This window comes from Streptomyces sp. MJM8645 (assembly GCF_001625365.1).
In the GTDB taxonomy this organism is placed as follows: Bacteria; Actinomycetota; Actinomycetes; order Streptomycetales; family Streptomycetaceae; genus Kitasatospora.
Genome location: NZ_LJJF01000001.1, coordinates 6352971 through 6373241 on the forward strand (window position 1 = coordinate 6352971; position 20271 = coordinate 6373241).

The window sequence follows — 20271 nt, forward strand, 5'->3', positions numbered from 1 at the left end:
GGGGCTGTACGGCGCGGGGCGCTGTGCCAAGGTCGGTCCATGCCCGACCATACGTCGGCCGACCCGGCCGGAACCCGTCCCCGCGTCCTGCACCTGATCAGTGATCCACGCCGCGGCGGCGCCCAGAACTTCGCCCGTGACCTCCACCGGGAACTGCGCCGCCGGGGCCAGGCCTCCGCCCTGTGCGCCCTCGCCCCGCACCCGTCCCCCGGGCCCACCGGGCCCGCCCTCCCCGGGCCCCGCGCCGCGGACCGCACCGGAGTTCGCGCCGGGGCCGGTCCGGGAGCCCGCCCCGACGGGCCCGACCGGCAGCCCGACCCGCACCCCGGCGCCTGCGCCGACGAGGAGGACTTACGCGCCGCCGTCCTCGGCTCCGGCCGCCTGCGCCCCGGCACCCTGCGGGCGCTGCGCGCGGCCGCCCGCGGCGCCGACGTGGTGCTCGCCCACGGCTCCGACACCCTGGCGGCCTGCGCCCTCGCCCTGGCCGGCACCCGCACCCCCTTCGTCTACGTCTCCGTCGGCCACCCCCGCTACTGGACGGCGAACCGGCTGCGCCGGGTGCGTGGCGGCGCGCTGATGCACCGCGCGGCCGCCGTCACCACGCTCACCGACGAGGCCCGCGCCGTCCTGGAGGGGCAGTTCCGGCTGCCCGACGGCAAGGTGCACGTGATCTCCAACTCCCGGGCCGCCGAGAGCTATCCGCCCGCCGACGGCCGGGCCGACCGGCGCGCCGCCCGGCACGCGCTCGGCCTGCCCGCCGACGTCCTGCTGGTCGCCTGGATCGGTGCGATCGCCCCGGAGAAGCGGCTCGACCTCGCCCTCGACGTCCTCGACCGGCTGCCGGACGTCCGGCTGGCCATCGCCGGGGACGGCCCGCTGCGCGAGACGCTGGCCCGCCACCCGGCCGCCGCCCGCGCCCACTTCCTCGGCGCCCTGCCCGATCCGGCGCCGCTCTACCGGGCCGCCGACGCGCTGCTGCTCACCAGCGACAGCGAGGGCGTGCCCGGCGCGCTGATCGAGGCGGCGCTGGCCGGCGTGCCCGCCGTCGCCACCGACGTCGGGTGGGTGCGCGAGGTGGTCCGGGACGGCGCGACCGGCGCGCTCGTCGCCCCCGGGGACCCGCTCGCCCTCGCCGAGGCGCTGGCCAAGGTGCTGGCGTGCAACCGTGCGGGCCTCGGCGCGGCCGCCCGGGCGCACGCGTTGGAGCACTTCGAGCTCGGCGCCGTGGTGGACGCCTGGCAGGGGCTGGTCGCCGAGGTGTGGGCGGGGGGTGGCCCGGGGGCGCGCACCGGTCCGTGACAGACCCGCGGCGGCGGGCCGGGCCGGGCGTCGGGTTGCGCGCCGGGCCGGGCGTCGGGCTGGGCCGATCGGGCGAATCCGGGCCAGCGTGCCCGGCCGAACTCGACGGTAACGAACCGCCGCCAGCACACTGCCCGGTGTGAACTCGAAGTCGCTGCTGCGGTCCACCGTCCTGCTCGCCATCGCCGCCGGGATCGCCGTATCCCCCCTCCAGGCCGGCGCGGTGAGTCACCAACCCCCCTCCGAGGGTGCCCAGTTCGTCAAGCTGGACCATCCGCAGCCGGTGCGCGAGAGCGTCCGCACGGAGGCGGCCGAGTTCTTCTGGTACGACTGCGTCCACTCCCAGCAGCTCGAACAGCCCTTGCAGGCCTGGGCCGAGAAGCACCGCGCGGACGTCGCCCTGCGGCGCGTCCCGGCGATCTGGCCGGGCGGCCCGGACGAGGGTGCCCAGCGCGGTCACGCGCGCCTGTACTACACGCTGGAGCGCCTGGGCCTGGTCGAGCGCCTGCAGAGCAGCGTCTTCCGCTCGGTGCGCACCGACCAGACCGACCTCACCACCGAGGCCACCGCCACCGACTGGGCGGTGCGCCACGGCGTGGACGCCCAGCTCTTCCGCCGGACGTACCGCTCCGACGAGGTGGCGCGGTCGGTCGACGAGGCCGCCGTCGAGTTCGTCCGCTACGGCGTCAACGAGCTGCCGACGGTGGTCGTCCAGGGCGAGTACCGGACTTCGCCGAGCAAGGCCGGTGGCGTCGAGGCGATGCCCGAGGTGCTGGACTACCTGGTCCAGCAGGAGCAGCTGCGCGGGAACTGAGCCCGCCGCCGGCCGGGGTCGGACAGCCCTCCGGCGGCCCGCCCCGCCCGGCGGTTCAGTCCCGGCGCAGCAGGTACGTCACGAAGCCGAACGTCCCCCGGTAGCCGTGCAGCCACTCCCGCCGGTGCCGGTCCGCGGCCTCCCGGGCGGCCGCCGCGTCGGGGTCGTCCGGGTGCTCCAGCGCCCACTCGGCCAGCGCACCCGTCCACGCGAACTCGTAGTCGTCCCACTCCTGCGGGCTGCTCACGTAACCGGACACCGGTGTCCAGCCGTCCGCCAGCACCCGGTCCGTGGTGGTCGCCAGGTCCGCGTAGTCGTCCCGGGCCGCGCCCAGCCCGTCCAGGGCCGCCCGGGACGGCTCGCGCTCCCAGAAGCCCTCGCCGACCAGCACCCGCCCGCCCGGGGCCAGGTGCTCGCGGGCCGCCGCCAGCGTCGGCAGCAGCCCGCCGAAGGCGTGGGTGGCGCCCACGCACAGCACCAGGTCGAAGGGCTCGACCGAGTCGAACTCCCGCGCGTCCACGTGGTGCAGGCCGATCCGGCGCGCCACGCCGAGCACGGTCGCCGCCTCCCTGGCCCGGGTCAGCGCCGCCGCGTCCAGATCCACCCCCACCGCCCGCCAGCGCGGACGCGCCGCCAGCGCCCGGACCAGCCACGCCCCCTCGCCGCAGCCGAGGTCCAGCGCCCGGCCGTCCGCCGCCCCGGCGGTCGCGCGCTCCAGCAGCAGGGCCACCGACTCGTCCGTCAGCGGCGCCGCGATCGGGTGGTGGGCATGGGCGAGACGGGAGATCCTCTGGCGGTCCATTCGAGCAGTATGGAGCCAACCGGCCTGCCGTGCCCGCGAATTCGGGGCCCGGAACACTCAGGCCCGCGAGTACGTCCGGCCCTTCCACGCCGCGCCCCGGCCCCGCCAGTGCTGCACCGCCGAGTCCACCGTCATCAGCAGGTACAGGCCCGCCGTGAAGGGCAGCAGCAGCACGGCCGGCGCCGGCTGCCGGTAGTACCGCACCATCGGCAGGTAGGTGCCCGCCATCAGCGCCCAGGCCGCCCCGCCCGCCACCGCCACCGCCGGCGCCCCCGCGACCAGCCCGGCCGCCGCCGCCACCGGCGGCACCAGGTACACCAGCCCCAGCCCCAGCACCGTCCCGAGCAGCAGCAGCGGCGAATGCCGCAACTGGGCGTACGCGCTGCGCGACACCATCCGCCACAACTGCTCCAGCCGGGGGTACGGCCGGACGCTGTCCACCGCCCCGGCCAGCCCCAGCCAGGTCCGCCCGCCCGAGGACTTCACCGCCCGCGCCAGCGACACGTCGTCGATCACCGCACCCCGGATCGCGGCCACCCCGCCGGCCCGCTCCAGGGCCTCCCGCCGCACCAGCGAACAGCCGCCCGCCGCGGCCGCCGTCCGCCCACCGGGCCGGTTGCTCCAGCGGAACGGGTACAACTGCGCGAAGAAGTAGACGAAGGCCGGCACGATCAGCCGCTCCCAGCCGGTCTCCACCCGCAGACGGGCCATCTGCGACACCAGGTCCAGCCCGTTGCTCTCCGCCGCAGCGACCAGCTCCGCCAGCGAGTCCGGCCGGTGCGCGATGTCCGCGTCCGTCAGCAGCAGGTACTCGACGTCCGGACCGGCCAGCTCCACCCCGTGCCGCAGCGCCCACAACTTGCCCGTCCACCCCGGGGGCAAGGGGGGAGGAGTCGTGACGGTCAGCTCCAGCCCGTCCATCGTCCGCAGCTCCGCCGCCACCGCGCCCGTGCCGTCCGAACTGTGGTCGTCCACCAGGATCACCCGCGCCCGCCCCGGGTACTTCTGGGCCAGCAGCGTCGGCAGGCTCACCGGCAGCACCTGCGCCTCGTCCCGGGCCGGCACCACCACCGCCGCCTGAGGCCAGCGCACCGGCGGACGGCGCGGCGGCAACCGCACGTCGGTGCGCCAGAACAGCCCGTGGCAGCACGCCAACCAGAGCCAGACCAGCAGGGAGAGCGCGGCGATCCACAACAGGACGGTCACTCCCGCAGTTTGCCGCAGAACCGGCCGGATCGGGCGGATCGACTAAAGTCTTGCCCCGTGAAGATCGCACTGATGGACTCCGGAATCGGCCTGCTGGCCGCCGCCGCCGCCCTTCGGAAGCTGCGCCCGGACGTCGATCTGGTGCTCTCCTCCGACCCGGCTTCGATGCCCTGGGGGCCGCGCACCTCCGAGGAGGTCACCGACCTCGCCCGCGGCTGCTCGCTCGCCGCCGCGGCGCTCGAACCGGACGCGCTGGTCATCGCCTGCAACACCGCCTCCGTGCACGCGCTCGCCACCCTCCGGGCCGAACTCGAACCCGGACTGCCCGTCGTCGGCACCGTCCCGGCGATCAAGCCCGCCGCCGCCCTCGGCGGCTCCGTGGCCATCTGGGCCACCCCGGCCACCACCGGCAGCGCCTACCAGCGCGGCCTGATCCGCGACTTCGGCGGCACCGCGGACGTGACCGAGGTGGCCTGCCCCGGCCTCGCCGACGCCATCGAACACGGCGACGACGCCGCCATCACCGCCGCCATCGCCGACGCCGCCGCCCGCACCCCCGCCGGCACCGCCGCGATCGTCCTCGGCTGCACGCACTACGAACTGGTCGACGACCGCATCCGCGCCGCCGTCGCCCCCACCGCCTCCCCGGCGCTCACCCTGCACGGCTCCGCCGACGCCGTCGCCGCCCAGGCCCTGCGCCGGGTCACCGACCCCACGCGCACCGGCGCCGGCACCATCACCGTGCTCCACGCCGGCGCCTCCGCCGCCCTCCCCCCGGCCGCACTCCTCTACCCCCAGGGGCGCACCCTCGCCGCCCTGATGCGCAGCACGCTGCCGGCGTGACACCCACCGCCCTCGCGGAGCACTTCGCCCCCCGGCGAGCCGCTGACGAGCCCCCGCCGGGCCCCCACCGGTCCGCCACCGGGCCAATTTTCGCCCGCTGGCGGTCCGCCCTTCAGCCCGCGCGGAAGGCCACCGCAGCTGATCCCCATCCGGGGCAGCCGAGGGCAGGTTCTCTGTCATGAGTTGAGGGGCAAATCTTTGCCCTCCAACCTCCGGGGGTCGGTCGAGGAGTCCCGTGGTGGCCGGCCGTCCCGGTCTTCCGCGGAGGCTGCCTGTCCGGGGCGGCTGATGCAGGAATTCGGCCTGCCCGACGGTCTGTGCCCGTGGGGCAAGGCCTTGCCCCACGGGCGGGTGGTTTGCCGCTGAGGCGGGGCCAAATTTCGCCCCCCAGAGGTCTGGTGCCCCTCCCCGGCAGGGCTCATTTTTGCCCCTGAGTGACCCTGAGCACCCCTGAGTGCCCCTGCGTCCCCTCGCGTGCCCCGGCCGGTCAGGCGACGGCTTGGCGGCGCCAGCGGCGGTAGGCGGGTTCGAGGCCGGAGAGGATGGTGTCGAAGCGGCGGGTGCTGGTGGTGGAGTCGACCTGGAGGCGGCTGATCTGGAGCGGGTGGGAGGGGATGCGGGGGCCGAGCCGGTGGTCGGAGAGGAAGCCGAGGCGGTAGCCGAGCTCCTGGAGGACGGTTTCGGCACGCGGGTCGTGCCCGCCGTCCGGGTAGGCGAAGGCGATCGGGGGTTCGCCGAGCCAGCGGGTGAGGGCTTCGTGGGCGCCGGTGATCTCGGCGCGGACGGTGGCGTCGTCGCAGCGGCCGAGGCAGGGGTGCCCCTGGGTGTGGTTGCCGATGGCGACGCCGCCGTCGCGCAGGGCGAGCAGGTCGGCGGGGGTGAGCTGCTCCTGGCGGGGCGGGCGGCGGTCGGCGCTGACCCGTAGCTCGTGCAGGCTGCGCCGCCGGTCGGGGTCGGGCATGGCCTTGAGCCGGGGGAGCAGCTGGGAGGGGTGCCCGCAGTCGAGCGAGCGGGCACGGCCGCCGTGCCGGGCGAGGAAGTCGGCCTCGTGCCACCAGAAGGGGCGTTCGGTGCCGATGAGCTCGGAGATGACGAAGGCGGTGGCGGGGATGCCGCGGGCGTCGAGGGCGGGCAGGGCGTGGGTGAGGACGCTGCGGTCGGCGTCGTCGAAGGTGACCAGGACGCTGCGGGGCGGCAGCGGCCGCTGTTCGGTGACGGCTTGGAGGACGGCGGTGAGCGAGACCGGGGTGGCGAGTCTTCGGAGCCGGTCGAGCTGGGCGCCGAAGGACCGGTGGTCGGTGACGCCGTGGTAGGCGAGGACGGCGAGGCGTTGTGCGGCGCGGGCGCGGAACAGGGGTTGGACGGGGGCGAACCGCAGCCATTCGCCCCGCGCGTCCGGCCTGCCCCGGTCGGCGGTCGGGTGGCGGCGGGTGGCCGTCGGCAGCGGGCGCACGAACGGGACGGGCCTGGTGGGGGCCATGGAGATCGACGTGGTGGACTGGGACTGCGGCACGGTTCCCCCTCGGTCGCCGAGCGGCGTGGCGGTACCGCCGGAGGACGGAGTCCGGCCTCCGACTCCAGGCGGCGGCGGCTCCGCCTCCTGGGTATTCCGGTCCGCGGTGGGGGGCTCGCACCCTTCCCGCGAACGGCTCCTGGATCGCTCAATGCCATTGAGACCGCTGCACCGGGCGGATGGTTGTACCGGGGGGACGAGGATTTTTCGTGGACTGATGTGAACTGATGTGAACTGAATGTGGAGCCGGAATGCACGACCGGGGCCGGTCCGCGACCTGCTCGGGCGAGGTCGGCGGGCCGGTCGCACCGGGTGGTCGAACGTTCACTCCCTGCGGGCTGCCTCCGGCGTTCGCCGGGGGTACCTTGGGCTCATGGCAGATGCGGACCGTGATCCCTTCCACCTGCACGGCGCGACCAGGATGGCCCGTGCGTGGAGTGGTGGCGCCCTGGTCACCCACCAGCTTCTGCTGGCGGTGGTGGGTTTGGCCTGTCTCGCGCTGGGCATTGTGGTGGCGGTGATCGTTCCGGACAGTGACGGTCCGGCCTGGGCGATGGCGGTGGCGGGCTGTCTGGCCGCGGGAGTGCTGCTGCTCGGCCGGATCGCGTTCGGGCTGCTGCGTTACCGCCGGGGCGCCGCGCTCTAACCTCCTCAGCGACCGGCCGGCCTTCGGTGGACGGCTGTACTTCGATTGCCCTCGGCATTCCGAGCGGCAGATCGAGCAGCAGATCGAGCAATATTGGTCAGATCGACCGAATTTCGGCCTGTCGGACAATCCTCTGCCCACTTCTTTCACCATTCCCGGGCGACGGCTCCAAGGCGCCTTTACTGTGAATGCGTTCTTGCGGCTCGACGGTGCCGTGGACTCGACGGTGCCGTGGAGGGGAAGAGATGGGCGGCAGCGCCACGTCCGATCCGGGCGGAGAACCGGGCGGAGAACCCGGCAGGAAGCCGGACGGCGCACCGCGCACCACCGTGTCCGCCGGATGAAGCGCGGCGGGGACCTCGCCCTCGCCGCCCTGGCCGGGATCGTCGCGCTCCCGTTGGCCCTGGTGATCGCCGCCCTGCTCCGCTGCACGGCGCGCGGCCCGGTGCTCCTGCGGCTGACCCGGGCCGGACGGCACGGCCGGGAGTTCCAGGTCCTCCGCTTCCGGACCAGCCGGGGAGGGCGGCTCGGCGTGCTGCTCCGCCGGACCGGCCTGGACGAGCTGCCCCGGCTGTGGAACGTCGCCCGCGGCGAGATGGGGGTGATCGGCCCCCGGCCCGTTCGCCCCGACCAGGTGGTCCGCTACTCCCGCCGCGAGCGCGGCCGGCTCGCCGTCCGGCCCGGGCTGACCGGCTGGGCCCAGCTCCAGGCCCGCCGCCCGCTCGCCCGGCCGGACTGGGCCGAACTCGACCTCTGGTACGTGGAGCACCGCTCGCTCCGGCTCGACCTGCGGATCCTCGGGCTGACCGTGCTGGCCCTGCTGCGCCCGGAGGGCGGCCTCGCACGATGAGCCCGCGCGTCGCGGGTCGCACGTCGGTGGCGGCGGCCCGGGAGCCTGCCGGACAGGGCCTAGGCTGCGGCGTATGGCCATTCCCCCGTTCCTCGCCGATCTCCGCGCCCTGGTGGGCACCCGCCCGCTCTGGCTGACCGCCGTCGTCGCCGTCGTCCTGGACGACCACGGCCGGGTGCTGCTGGGCCGACGGGCCGACGACGGGAGGTGGGCGCCGGTCGGCGGCATCCTCGATCCCGGCGAGCAGCCCGCCGACGGCGTGGTGCGCGAGTGCCTGGAGGAGACCGGGGTGGTGGCCGTGCCCGAGCTGCTCGCCTCGGTCACCGTCTCGCCGCAGGTCACCTACCCGAACGGCGACGTGACGCAGTACCTGGTGCTGACCTTCCGGTGCCGGGCGGTCGGCGGCGAGGCGAGGGTGAACGACGACGAGTCGCTGGAGGTCGGCTGGTACCCGCTGGACGGGCTGCCGCCGATGATCGAGGTCGAGCACGAGCGGCTGCGCCACGCGCTGGAGTGCGAGGGGTCGGCGGTCTTCGTGTGGGAGGGCAAGGAGCGCCCCTGACCGGCGCACGGCGGACGGTCCGCATCCTCGCCTCCCCTCCCCGGGCGGGCCGGGAGTCCGGACCCTTCGCCGATGGTAGCCGTCCGGTCACCCCGGGTGGGGGGAATTCGCGAGGCCGCTCAGCCCTTGCGCTGCCGGTAGGCCTCCTCCGCGGCGTCCAGGACGGCGGCGAGGTCGCCGCCCGCGGTGGCGGTGGCGGTGGCCGCCACCGCGCCCTCGACGAACGGCGCGTTCGCGAAGCGGACCGGGAACGGGAGGCCGTGCTCGTCGGCGTCGGACAGCAGGGCGCGCACGGTGGTGACGGCGCTGCCCAGGTCGGCGAGCACCACGACCCCGTGGCCCTGGTCGACCCGGCGGGTGGCGGCGGCCACCAGGACCGCGCTGATGCCGGGACCGCCCTGGTCCCCGCCGGTCGCGGCGATCGGGGCGGGGGAGTCGGATCCGGTCAGTGCGAGCGCGAGCGCGCGCACCGCGATGGCCAGTTCCTGGCTGTGCGACACCAGGACGATCCCGACCCGGCCGTGCGCGGGGGGCCGGCCGGAGGCGGGCCGGGGCAGCGTGGCGGGCGCGGGTGGCGTGCGGGGCGCCGGGGGGTGGGCCGAGGGGGCGTCGGAGATGGGGATGACATCGGCGCGGGTGCCGTCCCGGCGGCTCATCGGCTGCTCCCTCTGGGCGGTGGCGGGTGGTGGTGGGCGGTGCTGGGCGAGGTGGTGCGGGCCGCGTCCGGTGCGCATCGGGTTCGCGGGGCCGGGGCGGGCCGTCGAGGGCCGTCGAGGGCCGTCGAGGGCCCGTGTACGGCCGGCGGGGGTGGTCCCCCGCGCTGCCAAGCACTCTGGCAGCTCCGGTGGCCCCCGTCGGGCGGGACACGCGTTGAGCGGGCCTCCTGCGGCGTCCGGGCCCGGCTGGTGGAGTCCTCGTCAACCCGCTGACCGGGGCGGGCGGGTGTGGTTAGGCTGGCCGGGAAAGCCGTCGGGAGGAGACCGGGTAGTGGCAGTCAACAGTGGGATCGACGTGGAGGCGGGCGGCGCGGAGCCGCAGCTGGCGCCGAGCGGGAAGCCGAAGGTGGACTTCAGCGGGGCGAAGTGGCTGTGCAGCAGCCAGGGCGTCGGGGATGTCCAGATCGCGTTCGTGGACGGGTACATCGGGATGCGGGACGGCCGCCAGGAGGACGGTCCGGTCCTGGTGTTCACGCCGGGGGAGTGGCGGGCCTTCGTGCTCGGTGCCCGGGACGGCGAGTTCGATCTCACCTGAGCCACCGTCGCACGACCGCGGAGCGGGTCCCGTCGGAACGGGGCCCGCTCCGCGGTCGATTTCGGCCCCGAACATCACAACTGATGATCTATTGAACGTGCCCCGTCAGAATTTCTGTTGACTGTTAGACAAACGCAGCTCAGAGTATGAGCACAGGCAGACGCCGTGCCCACCGCCCCCACGCGGCCAGACACGGCGCCTGCTGTGCGACCCGGCAGCGTTGCCAGGCCATCCTCCCAGTCATCCCCTGCGCACCGGGGTGCGTCGGCCGGTCCCGGCCCACGAGGGGCCGGCAGTCGCCGGGAGGCTGGCGTCGACGCCGAGAGCGACTCGGCGGCGACACCGTTTGCTCGGGACCCGCACGCCCCCACGCGGCGGCGTCCCGAGCAAGATCCGCGGGAGCGACGGGCCGGGGCCCCGCGGATCTGGCTTGTGGTGATGGAACTGTTGGCTTGTCTGCTGTGCTGTGTGCGACGACGAAGCTGGGTGCTCGGCAGTTCGGCACGACGATGTGCACAGTGAGGGAAACGCGTGTAGGGCCGCGTTGCGACATGCCGTCCCCCCGGAGGGTGAAACCCAGAACGGCTGTCGTGCTGAACCGAACGTAGCCCGGACGGTTGCTCAGAGTCAACATTGGTCTCTGAGCGTCGATCTCCCGACGGTGCCCCACCCACCTCGCGAGCGTGGTGTGCCGGGCACGTACGATGTTCCCATGTCTTTTCTCCGCCGTCGCTCCGGACAGCCCGCCGGCCCGGACTTCGACGTGCTCGCGATGGACCCGGGTGACTGGCCCGGCGACTTCGGTGCGGCCATGATGACCGGCCCGGACGGCTCCTGCCAGGGGATTTTCCTGCGCTACGACCTGTTCGGCGGCAGAGGCCCGGCGATGTTCATCGGCAACCTCCCCGAGGGCTCGCCCGCCCGGGAGACCGGCGACAGCGTGCCCTTCGAGGTGCGGCAGCTGCTCGCGGCGCTGGAGAACGACGAGCCGGTCGACTTCGTCTCGGCCGAGGACTTCCCGGTGATGCTCGGGGACGACCTGCTGATCGTGAAGAAGGTCAAGGTCAGCGAGGAGCGGGTGTTCTGCGCCCAGTTCGGGCGCAGCGACGGCGTCCAGGTCACCATCGCGTCCTGGGACCGACCGATTTCGGACGACCTGTATCAGCTGTTGAAGCCGCTCCCGGCCGACATGTTCCAGCAGGGCTGACCGGCCTCGACCGGGGCTCGGACGCCGCTTGACGGTTTCGATCACAGGTTCGTACAGTCGCGAACATGTCGTGCCGTCTCCCGCTGCTGACCCGTCGCAGCTATCTGGACCTGCGGCGCACCGCCAGCGCGGTGTGTCCGGGCCGCTGAGGGGGATTCGTCCCCGAGGCGGCGGGCGGCCGGCCGTTCGTGGCCGGCGCCGAATCCGGGGGCGGGCCGTGAACTGACCTCCGAGGCCGCCCGTCCGGTACCGCGCGCCCGTCCGGCGTGCCGCCCGCATCTGCCGCGCCCACGCTGCCGCCCGGAGGCCCCAGCACCATGACGACCACCGCCGCTGACCGTTCGCCCGCGGACCGCCCGTCCGGCACCGCGACCGCCGCCGTGCCCGGCACCGCCTCGGGAGCGTCGGATTCCGGCCACCCCGCGCCCGATGCCGCGCCCGACCGCTCGGCCGTCGTCGCCGCCCTCGCCGGACTGCCCCGGGTGGTCGACCTGCTCTCCGCCCGCGCCGAGGAGCACGACCGCGACGCCACCTTCCCGTACCAGGGCATCGAGGCGGTGCACGAGGCCGGACTGCTTACCCTGACCGTCTCCCAGCGGTACGGCGGACCGGGCGGCACGCTCGCCGACACCGTCCGGGTACTGGCCCAACTCGGGCGCGGGGACGCCTCGGTGGCCGTGGTCACCGCCTTCACGCTGCTCCAGCACGCCGAGCAGGCCCGCCGTGCCTCCTGGCCGACGGCGGGCTACCGGCGGCTGCTCACCGAGTCCCGGCGCGGGCCCGCCCTGGTCAACACGCTGCGCGCGGAGCCCGGCGGCCGGCCCGGAGCGCTGCCGGACACGGTGGCCCGGCGGGACGGCGAGGGCTGGTTGTTGACGGGCCGGAAGACGTACTGCACCGGCGCCGAGGCGCTGGCCTGGATGGCGGTGACGGCACGGACCGACGAGCCGGAGCCGAGGCTGGGGACGTTCCTGGTCCGCGGCGAGAGCGAGGGCCTGGAGATCGACCCGACCTGGGACCAGGTCGGCCTGCGGGCCAGCGCCAGCCACGACGTGGTGCTGGAGCAGGTCCGCGTGCCGACCGAGCTCGCGCTCGGCCTCACCGCTCCCAAGGGCGGCGCGGCGGACGCGGCCGGGGCCGCCGAACTCTCCCTCGCCTGGCACGATCTGGCGCTCTCCGCGGTGGCGATCGGGGTGGCTCGCGCCGCCCAGTCCTGGCTGATCCGCTTCCTCAACCAGCGCACTCCGGCCAATCTGACCGAGCCGCTCGGCACCCTGCCCCGCTACCGCTGCGCCCTCGGCGAGATCGAGGCTCAGCTGATCGGCGCCGAGGAACTGGTCGAGGGGCTGGCCCCCCGGGTGGACCGGGGCGAGCCGGACGCGGTCGCCCGGACCGGCCCGGCCCACCTGCTGGCCACCCGGGCCGCGACGGCGGCGGTCCAGCAGGCGGTCTCGCTCACCGGCAACCCCGGCCTGAGCCGGCGTCACCCGCTGGAGCGCTACCTGCGGGACGTGCTGAGCAGCCGGGTGCACCTCGCCCCGGACGAGGCCGTCCTGGAGGCCGCCGGCCGGGCCGCCCTGGAGCGCGGCGGCCGGCCGTAGCGGATTCCGGGCCCCGGGGGCTCGGGGCCCGGAGCCTCAGCGGGTGCCGACCGCGGCCCGGACGGCCCGGCGGGCGAGCGCGGCGTCGTCGTAGAGCCGGCGGATCATGATCCGCTGCTCCTCGCCGGCGCCCGGCACGTCGTACAGCCGGATCTCCCGCATCAGCACCAGCACCAGGTTGACCAGGAACGCGTCCCGGGCCAGCGTGCCGCCGCTCTGGGCGAGTTGGCTGATCTGGCGGCGCGCCGCGGTGTCGCCGGACAGCACGCTCCACAGCACCGCCAGGTCGTAGCCGGGCAGGTACCAGCCGGCCTGCTCCCAGTCCACCAGCACCGGGCCGGACGGCGCCAGCAGCATGTTGCTGAGCAGGGCGTCGCCGTGGCAGAGCTGGAGCGGGGTGTGGCCGAGGCCGTGCAGCAGACCGCGCAGGTCGCCGGCGTCCCGGTCGGTGAGCTGGCCCACCGAGTGGTAACGGGCGATCTCCATCGGGTAGTCCATGCGTGGCTGGAACACGTCGGTCGGCGGCCGCCACAGGTTGAGCGTCCGGACGGCGGTCAGCAGCGCCCGCACCTCGCCCGGGGTGGGCGCGTTGACCGGGTGGCGCTCCCGCGCGGCCGGGCGCCCGGGAACGCGCTCCATGACGAGCACGCAGCGGTCGTGGTCGGCGGCGACCAGCCGGGGCAGCCGCACCGGCGGGCGGTGCCGGACGAACGCCCGGTAGACCGCCACCTCGTGGTGGAAGTCGGCCACCAACTGCTCGAAGTAGCCACTCCGCACCGCCTGCGGCGCCAGGCACTTGGCGACCACCGGGGCCCGCCCGATGGTGCCCGCCACCAGGATGTGGCGGCTGCCCTCGCGCAGCACCTGGCGCGGGGTGAACGCGGGACATATCCGCGCGACGCTCGCCAGCGCGGCCCGCACCGCCGGGGTCTGCAGCGCCGACGGGTCGATCCGCTCGGGGCCGCCGACCTGGCCGGGCCGGTGCGGCGGGCGCAGCACCCGGCCGTCGGCCTGGCGGGCGAGCGGGAGCCGGCCGCCGACGGGCGGGGCCGCTTCGGGGCCGCGGAGCCCCAGCGCCGTACGGCCGGACGGGACCCGGGCGTCCGTGGAGCGGCCGTCGGTGCCGTGCGGGGCCACCGGGCGGCTCGACGGGGGCACCTGCTTCGGCCCGGGGCGCCCGGCGGCTGCGGTGGGGGGGCGCAGCGCGGTGCGGGTCGCGGTCGGCGAGGGGGTCGTCGCTGAGGAGTACATGGGGTGAGGGTGGTCCCTTTCTGTCCGTCGGCAGGTGCGCCCCGCGGTGCGGGGAGGGCCGGTGCCGCGTGCTTCCTGGCGTGACGGCGGCCCTGACTCGGTGCGGTGGGTGGTGCGCGGGCGCCGGGCACGGACGCGGGGTCGGAAGACCCGGACGACGGCGGTGCTCCGGCCGTCCGCACCCTGGGGAGTACGGTCGGCCGGACTGCCGTGGCCGTGCCCGGCGCCCCCGCGCCACCCGGCCGCGCCACCCCCTCGGGTGAGGACCGGGAGCGTCCCGTGCCACGGTCGGGGGACTGCCCCGACGCCGGTGGGACGCCGCCCGACCCGGGGGCGAGGTGGCGCACCCCTACAACACACCCGCGGCGCACTGGCTTAGTAGTCTGGCGGGCCCTGGCGAACGGTGGCGAATGCTCGCCTGGCACTTGCCGGAGCCTCTAGCCTCGAATCAGCCGAGGAACCTGGGGGCTTCGTTGAGCAGGGAACCCAACACCCGACTCGCTGACTTGTTCGTCCTGACCGGTTGGTCGAAGGGTGAACTCGCGCGGCTGGTCAACCGTCGGGGTGCCGCGATGGGGCAGCAGCAGCTGTCCACCGACACGTCGAGGGTACGGCGCTGGATCGAGCAGGGGGAGATCCCCCGGGATCCGGTGCCGAGGGTGCTGGCGGCCGTGTTCACGGAGCGGCTCGGCCGTGTCGTCACCACTGAGGACCTCGGTCTGGAACGACACCGGCCCACCAGGTCCGGAGCGGCGCAGTCCGCAGCAGTGCCATGGTCGCCGGATCGAACGGCCGCGGTCCTCACCGAGTTCACGGGAATGGACCTCATGCTGAACCGACGTGGATTGGTGGGCGCGGGTGCCGCGCTCACGGCCGGAACGGTCATCGCCGATTCGTTGAAGGGCTGGCTCGGGGGGGACGCGGTCGCGTACGCGGCCTCGGTCCCCGGGCCGCGCCAGGTGATCACCCAGGGCGGGGCGCGCCCCGCGGTGGACGTGTACGACGCGGGCCCGGTCGGGCTCGACGAGGTGGAGTCGCTGGAGCGCTCGGTCCAGGTGTTCCGCGCCTGGGACGCGGCGCGCGGCGGCGGGCTCCAGCGCAAGGCGGTGGTCGGTCAACTGAACGAGGTGGGAGGCCTGCTGACGCACCGGCACCCCCCGGCGGTGGAGCAGCGGCTGTGGCTGGTCGCGGCGAACCTGGCGGTGCTGGCGGGCTGGATGTCGCACGACGTGGGCCTGGAGCCCACCGCCCAGCGGTACTTCATGATCGCGGCGGAGTCGGCCAAGGAGGCCGGCGACCGGCCGCGGGCCGGCGAGGCGATCTCCCGGGCCGCGCGGCAGATGGTCCACCTGGGCCGGGCCGACGACGCGATCGACCTGATGTCGGCGGCCAAGGCGGCCGGCGGCCGGGTGCTGCCGAGAACGCGCGCGATGCTGAACACCGTCGAGGCCTGGGCGCACGCCTCGATCGGGCACTCCCAGGACACCTGGCGGCTGCTCGGGGAGGCCGAGGACCTGTTCGCCGAGGGGGCGCCGGAGCCGCCGCCGTCCTGGATGCAGGTGTTCGACGAGGCCGAACTGCGCGGCATGCAGGCGCTGGTGCTGCGCACGCTGGCGGAGCACGACCCCTCGGCGGCGGCGCAGGCGCAGCGGCACGCGGAGCGGGTGATCACCCTGCGGGAGGGCACCGGGCAGCTGCGCTCGGCGCTGTTCGACCGGATCACCCTGGCCTCGGTGCACTGGCTGAGCGGCGAGCCGGACGCGGCGGAGTTCCAGGCCAAGATGGTGATGAACCTGATCGGGCAGAACTCCTCGCACCGGACCTGGGACCGGCTGCGCGAGATGTACCGGCTGACCGCGCGCTACCGGGGCCTGCCGGTGGTGGACGAGCTGCGGGCCGAGCTGGGGCGGGAGTTGCGGGCGGCGGACGCGAAGAAGCGGCCGAAGCGGTCCTGAGGCCCGGGGGTCCTGAGACGTGGAGGTTGTGAGGCCCGGAGGTTCTGCGGCCCGGAGCTTCTGAGGCCCCGGCGGGCCCCGGTCAGTTCGGGGGTGCCGGCCGCAGCAGCATGCGCAGGGCGGTGACGGTGCCGTCCGTGCCGAGGACGGGCTCGCCCGCGCACTCGACGCTGGCGTGCGGGGCGCCGTCGCGGCGGATCCGCAGGGTGCCGGCGGAGATACGGCCGTGGATCAGGGCGTCGGTCATCATCCGGCGCAGCACGGGCCGGTCGGCCTCGGGGAGGCGGTCGGGCAGCCGGTCCAGGCTGAGCGGGCCGTTGCCAGGGTCGCAGCCGAGGAGCTGGTAGGTGTCCGCGTTCCAGTGGACGCGGTCGGTGAGGAGGTCCCATTCGGCTGAGCCGATGAGGTGGTCGCGGCCGCCGTCGGCGTCGGGTCCGTCGCCGAGGTCGGGGTTCTTGGACGGCTCCTGCGCCGTGCCGTCCACTCTGCCGTCCGTTCCGCTGTCGGCGTCGCCGCTCGGTTCGCCGCGCGCGCCGTCGTCCGTCGCGCCCGCCGGGGCGCCGTCCACCGTGGCGGTGTCCGGTGGGCGGGCGGCGCCTATGGGCATCTTCATGGCGGGTCCATGGCTCGGGGGTGGCCCGCCGCGTGCGGGCCGTCGGTGGTGAGAAGACTGTGGCACAGCGCCCTCGCCCCTGCGGGCGATTTGGACATAACGCAGGCAAAATTCCCCTGGCATATGCCACTGTGGCAGCAGCCTTCGTCGCCCTGTGTGCGGAAGGTGGCGCGAGGCGGTAACCTTCGGTGATTCCGGCGCCCGGGCGCCCACCGCAGTACCGACCAGTGACCCCGGCGACGGAAATCCCGTTGCCACTACGACCGCCGCAACGGATGCTGACCTCATGTTCGAGCCAGTGATAGCACCCAGTGCCAGCCTCCTCGGCCTCCTGCAGCGAGGCCGCGGTGACGGGCAGCTCCACGCGCTGGCCGCCGACCGTACCGAGGCCATCGCCGCGCTGGAGGAGTGCGTCACCAGGGATCCGCGAGCCGACTGGCAGGTCGAGAACCGCTCCCTCTACTACGCCCGCCTCTACATGGAGCTGGAAGCCCCCCTCGACGGCATCGAGGACCACCTCCACTCCGCCGAGGACCTCGTCAGCGACGACGAGAACCGCACCGGCCTCGCCCTCTCCGTCCTGGGCCACCTCGCCGCGTACGGCCGGCGCGACGCGCTGCTCATGCTGCGCGAGTACACCGCCACCGGCGCCAACTGGGCCTGGGCCCTCGACGAGCTCGCCCTGCGCGACGACGACCGCGGCCTGCTGCTGCTCGGCACCGCCGTCCTGGACCGCTTCGCCCCGGGCCCCGAGGGCGACGCCGAGCTGCGCGAGTTCATCCGCAACGCCTACGAGCCCCGGCCCTGGCGGCTGTGGGCGGCCTACCACCCGAGAGTGGCGGCGGCCAGCGAGCAGTCACCCTTCGACCTCTGGCAGCGCCAGATCAACCGCGGCGGCGTCACCCCGGGCTGGTCCACCGCCGACGTCCTGGCCTGGGCCGACCAGGGGAGCCTGGGCGCCCTCGGGGCCGGCGCCTTCCTCGGCGGAGCCGACAGCCGGCCCGAGCCCGCGCCCGACGCCGCCGATCCGGCCGCGCCCGACGCCGTGGACCGCCGGGCCGCCGCGGCCGCCCGCTGCCTGACCGCCGTCGTCCGGCCCGAGGACCGCCCCGCCGTGCTGGAGGCCGCCCGCGGGGGCCTGCCCGGTGCCCGCCGGGCCGCACTGCGCTACCTGGTCGACCAGCGCGACCCGGCCGCCGTCGAGCTGATCGAGGCCGCCGCCGTGGACGTCGACGACCGGATCGTGCGCGCCGCCCTGGAACTGGTCGGCCGGATGCGCGGCCCCGAGGTCCTGGCGCAGGCCCGCCGCTGGGCCGACCCGGCCACCGGGGGCGCGGACAGCGCGCTCGGCGAGGCCGCCGTCAAACTGCTCGCCGACGCCGGGGAGCCGGCTGACGCACCGCTCGTCGTCGACGGGCTGCGCCGCTGGGTCTCCGTCCGCGGGGTCAGCGGTACCGGGCTCGGCTCGCTGGTCGACGGTGCGGGGCGGCTGGTCGCCGCCGACGCCGTCCCCGTGCTGCGCCACATCTATGGGGAGGCCGCCTCCTCCGAACTGCGCGGCCGCGCCGCCCGGGCGCTCGCCGTGACCGATGTGCACTTCCCCGAGGGCCCCGCCGTCGAGTGCCTCTGGGACTGCGAGGAGTCCACGCGGGAGCTCGCCGCGCGCCATGTCGCCACCACGGGTGACGCGCGCGTGCTGGAGCGCCTGCGCCGGCTCGCCGCAGATCCGGCCGAGGAGGCCGAGGTCCACGCCGCCGTCCGCGGCCGGCTGACCGCCGCCCGGGAGTTCGGGCGGTAGGGCCCCGCAGGCCCCGCAGGCCCCGCAGGCCGGTGGCTGCCTCCCCGATCCTGGCGAACGACGGGCCGGGACACCCCCTCGGGTGTCCCGGCCCACTGCTGTTCCGGGGCCCTGCTGTTCCGGGGCCCTGCTGTTCCGGGTCCTGGTGGAACGAGGTTCTACTTCACGACGCCCGCGTCCGGGGCCAGCACACCACCGGCCACCAGTCCGATGATCAGGACGCCGAGCAGCACCCGGTAGACCACGAACGGCAGGAAGCTGTGGTGCGAGATGTACTTGAGGAACCAGGCGATCGCCGCGTAGCCGACCGCGAAGGCGATCGCGGTGGCCAGGATGGTCGGCCCCCAGGCCGGTGCCGGGCCCTCGCCGATCTTGAACAGCTCCAGCGCCCCCGAGGCGAGCACCGCCGGGATCGCCAGCAGGAAGGAGTAGCGGGCCGCCGCCTCCCGGCTGTAGCCGAGCAGCAGGCCCGCGCTGATCGTGCCGCCGGAGCGGGACACCCCCGGGATCAGTGCGAGCGCCTGGGCGAGGCCGTAGACACCCGCGTGCGGCAGGGTGAGGTCGGTGATCGGCCGGGCGTGCCGGACCGCGCGGGTGCGGTCGGCGAAGGCCAGCAGCAGGCCGAAGACGATCAACGTGGTGCCGATGATCCGCAGATCGCGCAGGTGGGTCTCGATGGTGTCCTGGAACAGCTTGCCGAGGATGCCGATCGGCAGCGTGCCGATGATCACGAACCAGCCCATCCGGGCGTCCGGGTCCGAGCGCAGCGCCGGGCGGAACAGCGACAGCGTCCAGGTCCGCACGATCGAGACGATGTCCCGGCGGAAGTAGATCAGCACCGCGGTCTCGGTGCCGAGCTGGGTCACGGCGGTGAAGGCCGCCCCCGGGTCGTCCCAGCCCAGCAGGGCGGAGAAGACCCGCAGGTGGGCACTGGAGGAGACGGGCAGGAACTCGGTGAGCCCCTGGATCAGACCGAGAACGGCCCCGTGGAACCAGTCGATCACCAGACACCCACCGGGGGTATCTGTGAGTCGTCGTACATGTGCGGTCCTCGCAGGTCGGAGCGGGCGTGCGGGCAGGCGGGCAGGCCGCGACCCGCACGGCCATCGGGCCGCGCACGGGCGGGCGCGCGGCTGATGGTACGGGGTGAAGATGACTATTCTTTGTTCACCCTTTGACCCGGCTTTGCCCGTCGGCCCTTCCGTGACCCGCTGACTCCTCCGCCTGCCCTTCTGCCTGCCCTTCCGCCTGGCCTTCCGCCGCTCAGCCGGCGGGCCGGACGCGGACCCAGGTGCGGTCCTTGGTCAGGTAGCTCTCGACCGTCAGACCGGCGTCCGCCAGCGCCCGGTCGAACGCGGCGGTGGTGAGCGGCCGGGAGCGGAAGGTGTGCGTCCAACGGCCGTCCGGGAACTCGTACTCGGCGTGGACGGAGTTCACGCCGTCCCCGACCGGCGTCGAGGAGACGATGCGCGACACGCCGTCGGTGCCGAGCCTGCCCTCGCGCGGCACGTTGAGGTGCCAGTCCTCGCCCTCCCGCTGCATCAGCACGCAGCCGTCCGCGGTGACGTGGCGGCGGCAGGTCTCCAGCAGGCCCTGGCGGACCGCCTCGTCGCCCGCGTGGATCAGGAAGGAGGCGAGCAGGACGACGTCGAAGCGCTCGCCGAGGTCCAGTCGCTCGATCGGGCTGCGCACGGTACGGATGCCCGCGCGAACCCTGGCCAGCATCTCGGGAGACTCGTCCACCGCCGTCACGGTGAAGCCGCGATCGGTCAGCGGGTGCGTCATCCGGCCGACGCCGCAGCCCAGTTCGAGGATGGTGGCGCCGGCCGGCATCGCGGCCTCGATCACGTCCGGGGCGTCGCCGACGGGGAGCCGGGCCCAGAGCTCGACGGCGCAGCCGTCCGGGGTGATCGCGCCCGGGCCCGTTCCGTCGTGCCCCTCGCGTCGTACGTTGCCGGTGTGCGTGTCGTTGGCCATGGGCGTCATCGGAACACGGGCAGGGCGGGGAGGGAAGGTGCCGCAGCGGGTTTTCGGTCAGTCCGTCAGTCCGTCAGTCCGGA

19 protein-coding genes are annotated in these 20271 nt (G+C 74.8%); 11 read left to right on the forward strand and 8 right to left on the reverse strand.

Annotated elements, in window-relative coordinates; translation table 11 throughout:
- The first annotated feature begins 39 nt into the window (after nucleotides 1-39).
- Together A6F73_RS27055 and A6F73_RS27060 are read left to right on the forward strand one after the other, a co-directional pair.
- Nucleotides 40-1299, forward strand: coding sequence for a glycosyltransferase family 4 protein (locus tag A6F73_RS27055; RefSeq protein WP_063350162.1), 1260 nt, complete (start codon nucleotides 40-42; stop codon nucleotides 1297-1299).
- Between the two features lie 139 nt (nucleotides 1300-1438).
- Nucleotides 1439-2113: a thiol:disulfide interchange protein DsbA/DsbL gene (locus A6F73_RS27060; protein ID WP_063350163.1), complete on the forward strand. Its 675-nt coding sequence runs from the start codon at nucleotides 1439-1441 to the stop codon at nucleotides 2111-2113.
- A 55-nt stretch (nucleotides 2114-2168) separates the two neighbouring features.
- Here A6F73_RS27060 and A6F73_RS27065 read toward each other — a convergent pair whose 3' ends face one another.
- Both A6F73_RS27065 and A6F73_RS27070 read right to left on the reverse strand, forming a co-directional pair.
- On the reverse strand, nucleotides 2169-2915 hold the full coding sequence (locus A6F73_RS27065) for a class I SAM-dependent methyltransferase (RefSeq protein WP_063350164.1): 747 nt from the start codon (nucleotides 2913-2915) through the stop codon (nucleotides 2169-2171).
- Nucleotides 2916-2972: 57 nt separating this feature from the next.
- Nucleotides 2973-4112 carry a glycosyltransferase gene (locus A6F73_RS27070; RefSeq protein WP_208869205.1) on the reverse strand — a complete coding sequence of 380 codons (1140 nt, stop codon included), beginning with the start codon at nucleotides 4110-4112 and terminating at the stop codon, nucleotides 2973-2975.
- A gap of 66 nt (nucleotides 4113-4178) precedes the next feature.
- Between A6F73_RS27070 and A6F73_RS27075 the strand changes: the two genes are divergently transcribed.
- Nucleotides 4179-4964, forward strand: a complete 786-nt coding sequence (locus A6F73_RS27075; RefSeq protein WP_063350166.1) for an aspartate/glutamate racemase family protein — start codon at nucleotides 4179-4181, stop codon at nucleotides 4962-4964.
- A gap of 487 nt (nucleotides 4965-5451) precedes the next feature.
- On the opposite strand, the gene A6F73_RS27080 is transcribed toward A6F73_RS27075, so the two are convergent.
- Entirely contained in the window at nucleotides 5452-6477 is a 1026-nt protein-coding gene (locus A6F73_RS27080; RefSeq protein ID WP_244293515.1) for a polysaccharide deacetylase family protein, read from the reverse strand.
- 373 nt (nucleotides 6478-6850) lie between these two features.
- Here A6F73_RS27080 and A6F73_RS27085 point away from each other — a divergent pair, with 373 nt between their 5' ends.
- The 3 genes from A6F73_RS27085 to A6F73_RS27095 all read left to right on the forward strand — a co-directional run bounded on the left by A6F73_RS27085 (nucleotide 6851) and on the right by A6F73_RS27095 (nucleotide 8535).
- Entirely contained in the window at nucleotides 6851-7123 is a 273-nt protein-coding gene (locus tag A6F73_RS27085) for a hypothetical protein (RefSeq protein WP_063350167.1), read from the forward strand.
- 340 nt (nucleotides 7124-7463) lie between these two features.
- Nucleotides 7464-7973 carry a sugar transferase gene (locus tag A6F73_RS27090; protein WP_063350168.1) on the forward strand — a complete coding sequence of 170 codons (510 nt, stop codon included), beginning with the start codon at nucleotides 7464-7466 and terminating at the stop codon, nucleotides 7971-7973.
- 73 nt (nucleotides 7974-8046) lie between these two features.
- Nucleotides 8047-8535 (forward strand): NUDIX domain-containing protein, encoded by a 489-nt coding sequence (locus tag A6F73_RS27095; protein WP_063350169.1) that lies wholly within the window; start codon nucleotides 8047-8049, stop codon nucleotides 8533-8535.
- A 119-nt stretch (nucleotides 8536-8654) separates the two neighbouring features.
- On the opposite strand, the gene A6F73_RS27100 is transcribed toward A6F73_RS27095, so the two are convergent.
- Complete coding sequence (locus tag A6F73_RS27100) at nucleotides 8655-9269, reverse strand: PTS fructose transporter subunit IIA (protein WP_347878552.1); 615 nt, start codon at nucleotides 9267-9269, stop codon at nucleotides 8655-8657.
- Between the two features lie 277 nt (nucleotides 9270-9546).
- Here A6F73_RS27100 and A6F73_RS27105 point away from each other — a divergent pair, with 277 nt between their 5' ends.
- The 3 genes from A6F73_RS27105 to A6F73_RS27115 all read left to right on the forward strand — a co-directional run bounded on the left by A6F73_RS27105 (nucleotide 9547) and on the right by A6F73_RS27115 (nucleotide 12594).
- Nucleotides 9547-9786, forward strand: a complete 240-nt coding sequence (locus A6F73_RS27105; RefSeq protein WP_063351581.1) for a DUF397 domain-containing protein — start codon at nucleotides 9547-9549, stop codon at nucleotides 9784-9786.
- 712 nt (nucleotides 9787-10498) lie between these two features.
- Nucleotides 10499-10993, forward strand: coding sequence for a hypothetical protein (locus A6F73_RS27110; protein WP_063350170.1), 495 nt, complete (start codon nucleotides 10499-10501; stop codon nucleotides 10991-10993).
- Between the two features lie 317 nt (nucleotides 10994-11310).
- Nucleotides 11311-12594: an acyl-CoA dehydrogenase family protein gene (locus tag A6F73_RS27115; RefSeq protein ID WP_079136050.1), complete on the forward strand. Its 1284-nt coding sequence runs from the start codon at nucleotides 11311-11313 to the stop codon at nucleotides 12592-12594.
- 36 nt (nucleotides 12595-12630) lie between these two features.
- Here A6F73_RS27115 and A6F73_RS27120 read toward each other — a convergent pair whose 3' ends face one another.
- Nucleotides 12631-13845, reverse strand: a complete 1215-nt coding sequence (locus A6F73_RS27120) for an aminoglycoside phosphotransferase family protein (protein ID WP_107452966.1) — start codon at nucleotides 13843-13845, stop codon at nucleotides 12631-12633.
- A 473-nt stretch (nucleotides 13846-14318) separates the two neighbouring features.
- On the opposite strand from A6F73_RS27120, the gene A6F73_RS27125 reads away from it, so the two are divergent.
- Nucleotides 14319-15800 (forward strand): hypothetical protein, encoded by a 1482-nt coding sequence (locus A6F73_RS27125; RefSeq protein WP_063350171.1) that lies wholly within the window; start codon nucleotides 14319-14321, stop codon nucleotides 15798-15800.
- 82 nt (nucleotides 15801-15882) lie between these two features.
- Here the strand turns inward: A6F73_RS27125 and A6F73_RS27130 are convergent, their stop codons facing one another.
- Nucleotides 15883-16413 (reverse strand): hypothetical protein, encoded by a 531-nt coding sequence (locus A6F73_RS27130; RefSeq protein WP_063350172.1) that lies wholly within the window; start codon nucleotides 16411-16413, stop codon nucleotides 15883-15885.
- Between the two features lie 286 nt (nucleotides 16414-16699).
- Here A6F73_RS27130 and A6F73_RS27135 point away from each other — a divergent pair, with 286 nt between their 5' ends.
- Nucleotides 16700-18211 carry a hypothetical protein gene (locus A6F73_RS27135; RefSeq protein WP_063350173.1) on the forward strand — a complete coding sequence of 504 codons (1512 nt, stop codon included), beginning with the start codon at nucleotides 16700-16702 and terminating at the stop codon, nucleotides 18209-18211.
- Nucleotides 18212-18369: 158 nt separating this feature from the next.
- On the opposite strand, the gene A6F73_RS27140 is transcribed toward A6F73_RS27135, so the two are convergent.
- Together A6F73_RS27140 and A6F73_RS27145 are read right to left on the reverse strand one after the other, a co-directional pair.
- Nucleotides 18370-19215 carry an undecaprenyl-diphosphate phosphatase gene (locus A6F73_RS27140; protein WP_107452967.1) on the reverse strand — a complete coding sequence of 282 codons (846 nt, stop codon included), beginning with the start codon at nucleotides 19213-19215 and terminating at the stop codon, nucleotides 18370-18372.
- A 259-nt stretch (nucleotides 19216-19474) separates the two neighbouring features.
- On the reverse strand, nucleotides 19475-20188 hold the full coding sequence (locus A6F73_RS27145) for a class I SAM-dependent methyltransferase (RefSeq protein ID WP_063350174.1): 714 nt from the start codon (nucleotides 20186-20188) through the stop codon (nucleotides 19475-19477).
- Nucleotides 20189-20271 lie beyond the last annotated feature (83 nt).